Here is a 12,183-nt window from a genome sequence, read left to right on the forward strand (position 1 = left end):
TGCGCGCCTCACAATCCAGAAACGAGGTGGCCGCCGTCGACCGCCACGACGGCCCCGGTCATGCCGCGGCCGGCGTCGCTGAGGAGGAGGAGAAGCGGCCCGTCGAGGTCGGAGAGCGACAGCAGGCGGCGCTGCGGCACGCGCTTGACGAGGGCCTGGCCGGCGTCGGTGGCAAAGAAGTCGGCGTTGATGTCGGTCTCGACATAGCCCGGCGCCAGCGCGTTGACGCGGATGCCGTGGCGCGCCCACTCGAGCGCCAAGGCCTTCGTCATCTGCACGAGGCCGGCCTTGGCGATGGCGTAGGGGGCGACGTGGCTCGCCACCCGGAGCCCGAGGATCGAGGCGACGTTGACGACGACGCCACCGCGCTTGCCCGCCGTCCAGGTGCGGGCGACGGCCTGGGCGACCAAGAAGGCGCCGCGCAGGTCGACGGCGAGGATGCCGTCGAAGCCTTCCACCGATTGCTCCAGCGCCGCGCCGGTAGCGGCGATGCCGGCGTTGTTGAGGAGGGCGTCGAGCGGCGCCGTCGCGGTGGCCGCCGCGACGGCGGCCTCGACGGAGGCGGCGTCGGTGACGTCGAGGGGGACGACGTCCGCACCGGCGGCACCGGCCTCGCGTGCGGCGGCCGCGACGGCCTCCAGCGCGTCACGGCGGCGGGCGGCGAGCACGACGTGAGCACCGCGCGAGGCCAGCATCAGCGCGGCGTAGCGGCCGATGCCGCTGGAGGCGCCGGTGATGAGGATGCGCCGCCCGGAGACGTCGAAGGGATCGGCGGGTCGGGCGGGCGGCATTGGTTGTCTCCACGGTCGGTGCCGCGCCCCTCGGGCGGCGTCGGCGGCGCATGTCCTTACTATCGCATCGGCTGTGATCGTCACGTGCCGATCGGTGCAGCCACACGGGAAAGCGCGCGGGGTCGATTGACGGGCCGCTGCGTCTGCCGGAGGGTTTGCGGGCTCACCCGTTCGCCAGAGACGGGGAGATCGGCGCGCGGGCGCCGGGAGGGAAGGGACCGCCGTGGAGACTGCCGCCGACCCGCTGCCGCCGCGCGCGGCGAACTTCGTGCCGCTGACGCCGCTCGATTTCCTCCGCCGTTCCGCCGACGTGTTTCCCGAAAAGGTGGCGATCGTCGACGGCGAGCGGCGGTTCACCTATGCGGCCTTCCGCGACCGTGCCGCCCGGCTCGCCGCCGTCGTGCGGGCGGCGGGCGTCTGCGCGGGTGAGACAGTTGCAGTGCTGTCGCCGAACGGGGCGGAGATGCTGGAGGCGCACTATGGCGTGCCGCTCGCCGGCGCCGTGCTCAACGCCATCAATACCCGCCTCGACGCCACTATGGTCGCCTTCATCCTGGAGCACGGCGGGGCCAAGCTGTTCGTCGTGCACGCTAGCCTGGCGGGTGTGGCTCAAGCCGCGCTGGCGCAGCTGGATGGACCGCGGCCGCGGGTGATCGCCATCGCGGCGCCGGCGGCCGTGCGCGCGGCACTCGGGGCGGAGGACTATGAGGTGGCGCTCGCCGCCGCCTCGCCGGCCGCGTGGGCGGGGCCTTCGGACGAGTGGGCGTCGATCGCGCTCAACTACACCTCCGGCACCACCGGCAATCCGAAGGGCGTCGTCTACCACCACCGCGGCGCCTACCTGAACGCGCTCGGCAATGCCGTGACGTTCGCGGTGCGGCCGGATTCTGTGTACCTCTGGACCCTGCCGATGTTCCACTGCAATGGCTGGTGCTTCCCGTGGACCGTGACGGCGGTGGGCGCGCGCCACATCTGCCTGCCGGCGATCGACACGGCGGCGATCTTCCGGCTGATTGCCGAGCACGGGGTGACGCACCTCTGCGCCGCGCCCGTCGTGCTGACGATGCTGATCCATGCCCCCGAGGCCCACAAGATCGCCTTCACCCACGGGCCGGTGGAGGTGGCGACCGGCGGGGCGGCGCCGCCGAGCGCGGTGATCGCTGGCATGGAGCGGATGGGCTTTCGCCTCACCCACCTCTACGGCATGACGGAATGCTATGGCCCGGCCACCGGCTGCGCGCCGCAGCCCGGCTGGGAGGACATGGCCCTCGACGAGCGCGCCGTGCTGATGGCGCGCCAGGGGGTGCGCAACCTCACCCTCTCCGACGACGGCGTAATCGACCGCGAGACGGGCGTCGCCGTCCCCGCGGACGGGGCGACGATCGGCGAACTGGTGGTGCGCGGCAACACGGTGATGAAGGGCTATCACCGCAATCCGAAGGCCACCGAAGAGGCGCTCGCCGACGGCTGGCTGCACACCGGCGACCTAGCGGTGGTCCACCCCGACGGCTATGTCGAGATCAAGGACCGCGCCAAGGACATCATCATTTCCGGCGGCGAGAACATCTCCTCGCTCGAGGTCGAGGAGGCGCTCTACCGTCACCCGGCGGTGATGGAGGCGGCGGTGGTGGCGCGGCCGGACCCGAAGTGGGGCGAGAGCCCGTGTGCCTTCGTGACCCTGAAGCCCGGTGCCGGCGAGGTGTTGGAGGCCGACATCGTCGCCCACTGCCGCGAGCGGCTCGCCGGCTTCAAGGTGCCGCGGACGGTGGTGTTCGGACCGCTGCCGAAGACGTCCACCGGCAAGATCCAGAAGTTCCAGCTGCGGGAACAGGCGGCGGCGCTGGCGCTGGTGTGAGCGCGGGGCGCCGATGTCCGGGACGCTGCGAGCGCTTTGACTTCGCCGCCGCCGTGCCGGATGGATTGTAGAAGACCGGCCGGCGTCAGCGAGTTGGCCCTCCGCCGCCGGCCGAAGAGTTCGAGGAGCAAACCGTGTCGCATGATCATTCCCACGACGACCACTCCCATTCGCATCACGATCATGCTGACGCGGCGACGGCGGCCGATGCGGTCGACTGGCGCGAGCACGGGGTGAAGGTGATCCCGGGCGATTCCCTCGACCCGAACACGGCGCAGACCCCGGGGATGAACCGCGCCGCAGCCATCAACAAGGCGCGCGCCGGGGCGGAAAAGATCTGGGCGGGAACGGTCAGCATCCACGCCAACGCCAAGACCGGCGCCCACCATCACGGCGATCTCGAGAGCATCATCTACGTGGTGAAGGGCAAGGCGCGGATGCGCTGGGGCAATAACCTGGAGTTCGTGGCGGAGGCGGGGCCGGGCGACTTCATCTTCGTGCCGCCCTACGTGCCGCACCAGGAGATCAATGCGAGCCGCGACGAGACGCTCGAATGCGTACTCGTGCGCTCGGGCCAGGACCCGGTTGTGGTCAATCTCGACATCGAGCCGGTCGAGAAGCCGGAAAACGTGTTGTGGAAGGACCCGATCCACCGCTGAGCGACGGGCTCGGACCCTAGCTTGCGGTTGCCGGTCTGAAGCGTGCCGGCCGCCGACACTGCGGCGGCCGGGTTTCTGAAGTCAGCGCAGTCGGATCAGCGCACCGGAGCCGGGTGGGCGCTGGCCGGCGGAGCGGCCGTGACCGGAGCCTGCGCGTGGAGGAGGTTGGAGGTGTCCCGGCTGCCGGCGCGGGCGAGCGCCGGGCGCGGCGTGTTGCGCAGATCGATGACCGCAGCGGCGAGGACGCAGGCGAAGGTGACGAGGGCGAGTGCGAGTATCATGGTGAGGCCTTCCTCAGTTGGGATCTGCACCCAAACGTCCGAGGGCACGCGCTGTTCCGTTCGCGCAGCAAACGAAACCTGAATTTCTGCGTTCCCGAGGGGCATGGCCGCGCCGCTTTACTGCAGCTTGCGATCATCCAGACAACGGAGATCCGACATGACCGCTGAGATCACCTCTTCCGTCCGCGCCTACAAGGGCTACACGACGTTGTCGCGGGTGACGGTGGAGATCGACGGGACGGAACTCTGTCACGAGGTGGAGGACCATGGCGATGCGGTCGCGGTCCTTCCCTACGACCTGCATCGCGGCGTCGGCATGCTTGTGCGGGTGCCGCGCGTGCCGGTCCTGACCCGCACGGGCGAGGCTCTGCTGCTCGAGGCGCCGGCGGGGCTGGTCGAGGCCGGCGAGGACGCCGAGGTCGGCGCCCGGCGCGAGGCGCTGGAGGAGACGGGGCTGCGGCTGCAGACGCTGGAGTTCGTGGGGCGGCTGTGGAGTTCGCCCGGCATCTCGACCGAACGGGTGAGCCTCTACCTCGCACCCTATGGTGCCGCCGACAGGGTGGACGCAGGCGGCGGGCTCGCATCGGAAGGCGAGCGCCTCGCCCCCGTGGAGATCGACCTCTGGCAGCTCTGGAAGATGCTGACCAACGGCGAGATCAGCGACATGAAGACCTACTGCCTGGTCACCGCCCTGGTGCGTCGCCACGCCTACCTGTTCGAAAAGCCGGAGTGACCGGTCGCACCGGCACCCGGGACGACCGGGCCGGGCCTCAGCAACGCGCGCGTCGACAGTGGACGGTGACGCCGTGGCCGCCATCGACGGTGGCGGCGGCGACGAAGCGGGGAACATAGGACCCGGGCATCACGTAACCGCCCCAAACCAGAAGCAGCAACGCAAGCGAAACGACGGCAAGGGGCGCGGTCAGGTCGAGAGCGGTCACGGCGATCCCTCCCAAGGAGAGGATGGCACGGTTTCCCCCGATACCGCCGACCGATCGGACAGGCGATACGGCTATCCGGAAGACTAACACGTCCCCCGGGCGGCCGATGTGAAAATCACGGTCGTGGCGCTGCAATGATCGCTTGAATCGCAGAGGGCCGACGCGATTGGCGCCGGCCCTCCTTCAATCGGCATTCGTCCTCAGTTGCACGCTTCTCGCCTCGTCGCGCGAGGGCCGATCAGGTGTTGCCGGCGAGGATCAGCACCTCGGAGAGGTGGTGCCGCAGCACCGGCAGGGTCTCGGCCGCGAACAAGCGGAGCACAGGGTCGTCGCCGCTCGTCGCGTAGGCCGAGAACAGCGAGACGGCTTCCTCGTGGGCCTGCAGCTGCAGGTTGATGTAGGTCGTGTCGAAATTCTCGGCGGTGGCGTTGGTCAGCTGCGTCAGCATCGCCTCATGCGGCGGATCGAGGCTCATGGGGGGCGCTTCGACCGTCGCGTTCTGGGCGAGGAGGGCCTGCAGGCGCTCTCCCGCCGCCGTATGATCGGTGATCATCTGCTGGGCGAACTGCTGGACGTTGGCCGTGGAAGCGCGCTGGAGAGCGAGCTCGCTCGACTGGATCTCGAACAGGTTGGACGGGACGGCGGCCGCCACGAACTGTTCCGCCGTCATCGGCGTCGCCTGCTGCGTCTGCACGGGCTGGTTCTGCGGGGCGATGGCGTCGGTCTGGGCGAGCGCCGGCGAAATGGACAGAGCGAGGCCCGCAAGGGCGAGCCGGACGATTTGCGACATGACTGGGTCCTTTGGTTCGGGGAGATGCGCCGGAAAGCGCGCTCCCTGTCATGCCGCTCCAACAAGTCGGCGAGAGAGTTGTTCCCTCGCTGTGGTTCATGGGGGAAACCGCTGCTTCGGCCGGATCGGGCGCCGGCGTTGGGCAAGAGTTGCCGTCGTCGTGTAGGAAGGCGGCTGCGTTGGGCGATGGTGCCCCTCGTGCGGTTCCCAAGGCGGCGACGCGGCGGTGATGGATGGCGGACGCGGCGGGAGTGGTCGACGAGACGGGCGTGCCGGTGCGGCCGAGCCTTGCCGAGGCGACCGCGGTGTGGGCGCGGATCGGGCTCCTGAGCTTCGGCGGGCCGGCCGGGCAGATCGCGCTGATGCACCGGATGCTGGTGGAGGAGCGGCGCTGGATCGCCGAGCCGCGGTTCCTGCACGCGCTGAACTTCTGCATGCTTCTGCCGGGGCCGGAGGCGCAGCAACTCGCCACCTATGTCGGCTGGCTGCTGCACGGCGTGCGCGGCGGGCTGATCGCCGGCATCCTCTTCGTGCTGCCGGGCGCGGTGGCGATGCTGGCGCTGAGCATCGCCTACGCGCTCTATGGCGAGACGCCGCTGGTGGCCGGGCTGTTCTTCGGGCTGAAGGCGGCGGTGCTGGCGATCGTCGTGCAGGCGGTGGTGCGGATCGCGGGGCGGGCGCTGAAATCAGCACCGGCGAAGCTTCTCGCGGCGGTGGCGTTCGTCGCGATCTTCGCCCTGCACGTGCCGTTTCCGCTGATCGTGCTGGCGGCGGGGGTGATCGGCTATGTCGCTACCCGCGCCGGCTCCGACGCCTTCCGGGCCGGTGCGGCCCATGGCGGTGCGGCGGCTGCTGCGGCCGCAGACACCCTCACGTCCGGCCCGCCCGCGCCCGGATGGCGGCGCAGTCTCGTGACGGCGGTGGTCTGGCTGGCGCTCTGGCTCGCGCCGACGGCGCTGCTGCTGGCGCTGCTCGGGCCCGATGACGTTTTCACTCGCATCGGCGCGTTCTTCTCGGTGATGGCGGTCGTCACCTTCGGCGGCGCCTATGCGGTGCTCGCCTATGTCGCCCAGGCGGCGGTGGCGACCTATGGCTGGCTCGGCCCCGGCGAGATGCTCGACGGCCTCGGCCTCGCCGAGACGACGCCGGGGCCATTGATCCTCGTCCTGCAGTTCGTCGGCTTCCTCGCCGCCTTCCGCGAGCCCGGCGGGCTCGCGCCGCTCGCGGCCGGTGTTGCAGGGGCGGGGCTGACGCTTTGGGTGACGTTCGTGCCGTCGTTCCTGTGGATCTTCGTCGGCGCGCCCTATGTCGAGCGGGTGCGCAACAACGCGGCGCTGTCGGGGGCGCTGTCTGCGGTGACGGCGGCGGTGGTCGGCGTCATCCTCAACCTCGCCGTCTGGTTCGGCCTGCACGTCGTCTTCCGCACCGTCGAGCGCGTCGCGGTCGGGCCGCTGACGCTCGACCTGCCGGTGCTGGCGAGCCTCGACCCGGCGGCGTTGCTATTGTCGCTCGCCGCGGCGGTGGCGATCTTCCGCTTCCGCCTCGGGCTGGTGCCGGTGCTCGCCGGCAGCGCTGTGGCAGGGCTGGCGATACAGACGCTGCTTTAGCTGAGCGTCTTATCCAGCTGCCAAGAAACGCTAATCGACCGGGCAGGGGGTCACGCCCCAGATCTCGGTCGCGTATTCGCTGATGGTGCGGTCGCTCGAGAAGCGGCCGCTCGCGGCAATGTTGGCGATCGCTGTGCGCGCCCAGCCGTCGGGATCGGCGTAGAGCGCGGTCAGGCGTGCGTCGGCGTCGAGATAGGAGCCGAGGTCGGCGAGCAGCATGTAGTGGTCGCTGCCGGTGAGGCTCTCGATCAGCGGGTCGAAGATGCCTGCCTCGTCGCGGTTGAAGTGGCCGGAGGTGAGGAGGTCGAGGACGGCGCGGGTGCGGGGCTCGTGCTCGATGTGCCACCGCGGATTGTACCAGCCGCGGGTGTCCGCCACCTGGGCGGCCGTGAGCCCGAACAGGAAGAAGGTCTCCTCGCTGGCCGCCTCGGCCATCTCGATGGTGGCGCCGTCGCGGGTTCCGATGGTCAGCGCGCCGTTCATCATGAACTTCATGTTGCTGGTGCCGCTCGCCTCGTAGCCGGCGGTGGAGATCTGGTTGGAGACGTCGGAGGCGGGGATGACGCGCTCGGCGAGCGACACCGAGTAGTCGGGCAGGAAGACGACCTTCAGCCGGCCGCGCACGAGCGGGTCGGCGTCGATGGTCTCGGCGAGGTTGTTCAGGAACTTGATGACGAGCTTGGCGAAACGGTAGGCCGGCGCCGCCTTGCCGGCGAAGAAGAAGGTGCGCGGCTGCACCACGCGGCCCGGGTCGGCGCGCAGGTCCTGGTAGAGCGCGATGATGCGCAGCGCATTCAGGAGCTGGCGCTTGTACTCGTGGATGCGCTTCACCTGGGTGTCGAAGATGCCATCCGGGTCGACCGCCATGCCGTGGCGGTCCCGCAGCCAGTCGGCGAAGCGCTGCTTGGCGTCGCGCTTGGCGGTGAGGATTGCGGCGCGGAAGGCGGCGTCGTCGGCGAGCGGCCGCAGGCGCGCCAACTGGTCGAGATCTGTGATCCACCCGGGGCCGATGGCCTCGGTGATGACGGCGGCGAGCGGCGGGTTGGCGCCGAGCAGCCAGCGCCGCGGCGTCACGCCGTTGGTCTTGTTGCCGAACCGCTCCGGGAACACGGCGGCGAGGTCGGCGACGGTCTCGGTGCGCAAGAGCTGCGAGTGCAGCGCGGCGACGCCGTTGGTGCTGTGGGAACCGACGATGGCGAGGTTCGCCATCCGGACCTTCTCGGTCTGCCCTGGCTCGAACAGGCTGGTGCGGGAAAGACGGCCCTCGTCGCCGGGGAAGCGGCGTCCGACGTCGTCGCGCAGGCGGCGGTCGATCTCGACAACGAGCTCGAGGTGGCGCGGCAGGAGGGCGGCGAACCACTGCCGCGGCCAGCGCTCCAGGGCCTCCGGCAGCAGCGTGTGGTTGGTGTAGGCGAGCGTCCGGACGGTGATGTCCCACGCCTCGTCCCAGCCGAGGCGGGCCTCGTCGAGGAGCACGCGCAGGAGCTCGGGGACGGCGAGGGCGGGGTGGGTGTCGTTGAGCTGGATCGCCGCCTTGTCGGGGAGCGTGTGCCAGTCATCGTTGCCGGCGCGGAAACGGCGGACGATGTCGGCGATCGAGCAGGCGACGAGGAAGTATTCCTGCACGAAGCGCAGGCCCTGGCCGGCGCTGGTGCTGTCGTCGGGATAGAGGACGCGGGTGAGCGATTCCGCGCTGAGCTGCGCGGCGAGCGCGCTGACGAACTCGCCGCTGCTGAAGGCGTGAAAGTCGAACTCGTCCGGCGCGGTCGCCGCCCAAAGCCTGAGCGTATTGATGGTGCGGCCGCCGTAGCCGACGACTGGGCGGTCGTAGGGCAGGCCGTAGAGACTGGACGGGCGACCGGGGATGACGGCGAGCGAGCCGCCGCGCACCTCGAAGGAGCAGCCGAGGCGAACCTCGACCATCTCGTCGGGGCGCGCCACCTCCCAGGGATCCGGGCGGCGCAGCCAGTTGTCCGGCCGCTCGTGCTGCCAGCCGCCGACGATGTCCTGGCTGAACATGCCGTATTCGTAGCGCAGGCCGTAGCCCATCGCTGGCAGCTGCAGCGTCGCCATCGATTCGATGAAGCAGGCGGCGAGGCGGCCGAGGCCGCCGTTGCCGAGGCCGGCGTCGGGCTCCTGTTCGAGGATCGCCGTCCAGTCGACGCCTTTCGCCGCGACGGCGCGGCGGACGACCGGTGCGAGCATCAGGTTGCCGATATTGTCGGAAAGCGAGCGGCCGAGCAGGAACTCGAGCGACAGGTAGTAAACGCGCTTCGGATCGCGCGCCGCGTAGGTGTCCTGCGTGCGCACCCAGCGCTGCGAGAGCACGTCGCGGACCGAGCGGGCGACCGCCTCGAAGCGATCCCGCGGCGCGGCGGCCGCGGGATCGACGACGTGGTCGAACATCAGGTGCCGTTCGTAGAGGGCATTCTCCGAGCCGGAGAAGCGGACGGGCCCGCAGCCATACTGCTCCAGCAGGGTGTCGCGCTCGGCGTCGGTGAGGAGCGGCGGCTGGGGCTCAGCCGCCGCCGCACGGTCCTCGGGCGTCCCTGATGTCGGCACGGCGGTTCCCCCCGGCGTTCGTTGTCCAGACGCCGGTTCGACCGACGCCTGTTGATGCGGCACCCCTCTGCAGGACGCCGGCCCGCGGACTTCGGGCCGGCGGCAGTCTCGTCAGACGTTGTCGCCTCCGGTTGAGGTCTGGCCGTCACCACCCCCATAGGTGGTGCCACCCTCAGACCTGGCGCCGCCCCACGTCCAGTTGAGGATCTCCGGCATGTCGTCGCCAGTGCGGCAGATGTATTCCTGGTGCTCCAGCAGCTTGTCGCGGAGCGCCTGCTTGGCGTAGGCGGCTCGGGGACCGAGCTTCGGCACACGGTCGATGACGGCACCGACCAGGCTGAACCGGTCGAGTTCGTTCATCACGCACATGTCGAAGGGGGTGGAGGTGGTGCCTTCCTCCTTGTAGCCGCGCACGTGGATGTTGTCGTGACCGTTGCGGCGATAGGTCAGCCGGTGGATCAGCCACGGGTATCCGTGGAAGGCGAAGACGATCGGCTTGTCGGTGGTGAAGAGGGCGTCGAAGTCGCGGTCGTTGAGGCCGTGTGGATGCTCGGACGCCGGCTGCAGCTTCATCAGGTTGACGACGTTGACGACGCGGACGCGCAGCTCCGGCACATGCTGGCGCAAGAGGTCGACGGCGGCGAGCGTCTCGAGCGTCGGCACATCGCCACAGCAGGCCATCACGACGTCGGGCTCCTCGCCCTTGTCGTTGCTCGCCCACTCCCAGATGCCGAGACCGGCCGTGCAGTGCTTCACCGCCTCGTCCATCGTCAGCCACTGCGGCGCCGGCTGCTTTCCGGCGACGACGACGTTGACGTAGTTGCGGCTGCGCAGGCAGTGGTCGGTGACGGACAGGAGGCAGTTCGCATCCGGCGGCAGGTAGACGCGGACGATCTCGGCCTTCTTGTTGACGACGTGGTCGATGAAGCCCGGGTCCTGGTGGCTGAAGCCGTTGTGGTCCTGCCGCCAGACGTGGCTCGACAGCAGGTAGTTGAGCGAGCCGATCGGCCGCCGCCACGGAATCTCGTTGCAGACCTTCAGCCACTTGGCGTGCTGGTTGAACATCGAGTCGATGATGTGGATGAAGGCCTCGTAGCACGAGAAGAAGCCGTGCCGGCCGGTGAGGAGATAGCCCTCCAGCCAGCCCTGGCACTGGTGCTCCGACAGCATCTCCATGATGCGGCCGTCGGGGGCGAGGTGGTCGTCGTAGGGCTCGGTGTCGGCGACCCAGGCGCGGTTGGTGACCTCCAGCACGTCCTGCCAGCGGTTCGAGTTGTTCTCGTCCGGGCTGAACAGGCGGAAGTTCCGCGCGTCCATGTTTAGCTTCATGACGTCGCGCAGGAACGTGCCCATCACGCGGGTCGATTCCGCCACCGTGGCGCCGGGCGAGGGCACGTCGACCGCATAGTCGCGGAAGTCCGGCATGCGCAGGTCGCGCAGGAGCAGGCCGCCATTGGTGTGCGGGTTGTCGCTCATGCGGCGGTGGCCCGTCGGCGCCAGCGCCGCGATCTCGGGCTTCAGCCGGCCGCTCTCGTCAAAGAGTTCATCGGGACGGTAGGACTTCATCCAGCCTTCGAGGATGCGGACGTGCTCGGGATTGCCGTGCATCTCGCCCATCGGTACCTGGTGCGAGCGCCAGTAGTCCTCGGTGCGCTTGCCGTCGATCTCGGGCGGGCACGTCCAGCCCTTCGGCGTCCGCATGACGATCATCGGCCAGCGCGGACGGCCGGTGTAGCCGTTCGCCTTCGCGTCGTCCTTGATGCGGCGGATGTCGGCGAAGACGGCGTCGAGCGTCGCCGCCATCTTTTCATGCACGACGGCCGGATCGTGGCCCTCGACGAAATAGGGCGTGTAGCCGTAGCCGCGGAAGAGCTGGTCGAGCTCCTCGTGGCTGACGCGGGCGAGCACCGTCGGGTTGGCGATCTTGTAGCCGTTGAGGTGCAGGATCGGCAGGACGACGCCGTCGGAGACGGGGTTGAGGAACTTGTTGGAGTGCCAGCTGGTGGCGAGCGCGCCCGTCTCGGCCTCGCCGTCCCCGACCACGCAGGCGACGATGAGATCCGGGTTGTCGAAGGCGGCCCCAAAGGCGTGGGAGAGCGCGTAGCCGAGCTCGCCGCCCTCGTGCATGGAGCCCGGGGTCTCGGGCGCCACGTGGCTCGGGATGCCGCCGGGGAAGGAGAACTGCTTGAAGAGGCGCTGCATGCCCTCTTCGTCCTGCGCGATGTTTGGATAGACCTCGCTGTAGGTGCCCTCGAGATAGGCGTTCGCCACCAGCGCCGGCCCGCCGTGGCCGGGGCCGGTGATGTAGATCATGTCGAGGTCGTCGCGTTTGATGACGCGATTGAGATGGGCGTAGATGAAATTGAGGCCGGGCGTCGTGCCCCAGTGGCCGAGCAGCCGGCGCTTGATATGCGCCTGGTCGAGCGGCTCGCGCAGCAGCGGGTTGTCGAGCAGATAGATCTGGCCGACGGACAGATAATTGGCGGCCCGCCAGTAGGCGTCGAGAGCCGAGCGCTCGGTTTCGGACAGTGCCGTTGTCATATTCGGTCCTCGTGGGCTGCGTCTCGGGCTGATGTCGGGTCGATGAAAAGTGTAGCAGGAAGGCGGTGATCAGAGGACGGGCATCTGTCCATTCGCCGGCTTACGAAAGAACGTGAAGCCTCTCTCCGGAGGACGGCCTCTGTCACCAAGACAAGT

At 69.4% G+C, this 12,183-nt stretch carries 10 protein-coding genes; 4 read left to right on the forward strand and 6 right to left on the reverse strand.

Going from position 1 to position 12,183, the window contains the following annotated elements; translation table 11 throughout:
- Positions 1-8: 8 nt before the first annotated feature.
- Positions 9-791, reverse strand: coding sequence for an SDR family NAD(P)-dependent oxidoreductase (locus tag RUR49_RS09885; protein ID WP_409146185.1), 783 nt, complete (start codon positions 789-791; stop codon positions 9-11).
- Positions 792-1,014: 223 nt separating this feature from the next.
- On the opposite strand from RUR49_RS09885, the gene RUR49_RS09890 reads away from it, so the two are divergent.
- Positions 1,015-2,646 (forward strand): AMP-binding protein, encoded by a 1,632-nt coding sequence (locus RUR49_RS09890; protein ID WP_409146186.1) that lies wholly within the window; start codon positions 1,015-1,017, stop codon positions 2,644-2,646.
- 134 nt (positions 2,647-2,780) lie between these two features.
- Positions 2,781-3,305 carry a cupin domain-containing protein gene (locus tag RUR49_RS09895; protein ID WP_409146187.1) on the forward strand — a complete coding sequence of 175 codons (525 nt, stop codon included), beginning with the start codon at positions 2,781-2,783 and terminating at the stop codon, positions 3,303-3,305.
- A 95-nt stretch (positions 3,306-3,400) separates the two neighbouring features.
- Here the strand turns inward: RUR49_RS09895 and RUR49_RS09900 are convergent, their stop codons facing one another.
- A complete protein-coding gene (locus RUR49_RS09900) occupies positions 3,401-3,586 on the reverse strand; it encodes a hypothetical protein (RefSeq protein WP_409146188.1) in 186 nt (61 codons plus the stop codon).
- A gap of 157 nt (positions 3,587-3,743) precedes the next feature.
- Here RUR49_RS09900 and RUR49_RS09905 point away from each other — a divergent pair, with 157 nt between their 5' ends.
- A complete protein-coding gene (locus tag RUR49_RS09905) occupies positions 3,744-4,319 on the forward strand; it encodes an NUDIX domain-containing protein (protein ID WP_409146189.1) in 576 nt (191 codons plus the stop codon).
- A 37-nt stretch (positions 4,320-4,356) separates the two neighbouring features.
- On the opposite strand, the gene RUR49_RS09910 is transcribed toward RUR49_RS09905, so the two are convergent.
- Entirely contained in the window at positions 4,357-4,527 is a 171-nt protein-coding gene (locus tag RUR49_RS09910) for a hypothetical protein (RefSeq protein WP_409146190.1), read from the reverse strand.
- 238 nt (positions 4,528-4,765) lie between these two features.
- The gene (locus RUR49_RS09915; protein ID WP_409146191.1) at positions 4,766-5,317 is read right to left on the reverse strand and encodes a DUF4142 domain-containing protein; all 552 of its coding nucleotides are present in this window, start codon (positions 5,315-5,317) and stop codon (positions 4,766-4,768) included.
- 233 nt (positions 5,318-5,550) lie between these two features.
- Between RUR49_RS09915 and chrA the strand changes: the two genes are divergently transcribed.
- Positions 5,551-6,924: a chromate efflux transporter gene (gene chrA / locus RUR49_RS09920; protein WP_409146192.1), complete on the forward strand. Its 1,374-nt coding sequence runs from the start codon at positions 5,551-5,553 to the stop codon at positions 6,922-6,924.
- A gap of 30 nt (positions 6,925-6,954) precedes the next feature.
- Here the strand turns inward: chrA and RUR49_RS09925 are convergent, their stop codons facing one another.
- On the reverse strand, positions 6,955-9,486 hold the full coding sequence (locus RUR49_RS09925) for a glycogen/starch/alpha-glucan phosphorylase (RefSeq protein WP_409146193.1): 2,532 nt from the start codon (positions 9,484-9,486) through the stop codon (positions 6,955-6,957).
- Between the two features lie 111 nt (positions 9,487-9,597).
- Positions 9,598-12,027 carry a phosphoketolase gene (locus RUR49_RS09930; RefSeq protein ID WP_409146194.1) on the reverse strand — a complete coding sequence of 810 codons (2,430 nt, stop codon included), beginning with the start codon at positions 12,025-12,027 and terminating at the stop codon, positions 9,598-9,600.
- Positions 12,028-12,183 lie beyond the last annotated feature (156 nt).

The organism is Pseudoxanthobacter sp. M-2 (genome assembly GCF_046156265.1).
GTDB lineage: Bacteria > Pseudomonadota > Alphaproteobacteria > Rhizobiales > Segnochrobactraceae > CAMDHY01.

Bases quoted from the DNA above. Each gene is read 5' to 3' on its own strand.
- RUR49_RS09885 (WP_409146185.1), bottom strand. From the start codon at position 791: ATGCCGCCCGCCCGACCCGCCGATCCCTTCGACGTCTCCGGGCGGCGC.
- RUR49_RS09900 (WP_409146188.1), bottom strand. From the start codon at position 3,586: ATGATACTCGCACTCGCCCTCGTCACCTTCGCCTGCGTCCTCGCCGCT.
- RUR49_RS09905 (WP_409146189.1), top strand. From the start codon at position 3,744: ATGACCGCTGAGATCACCTCTTCCGTCCGCGCCTACAAGGGCTACACG.
- RUR49_RS09915 (WP_409146191.1), bottom strand. From the start codon at position 5,317: ATGTCGCAAATCGTCCGGCTCGCCCTTGCGGGCCTCGCTCTGTCCATT.
- chrA (WP_409146192.1), top strand. From the start codon at position 5,551: ATGGCGGACGCGGCGGGAGTGGTCGACGAGACGGGCGTGCCGGTGCGG.
- RUR49_RS09930 (WP_409146194.1), bottom strand. From the start codon at position 12,027: ATGACAACGGCACTGTCCGAAACCGAGCGCTCGGCTCTCGACGCCTAC.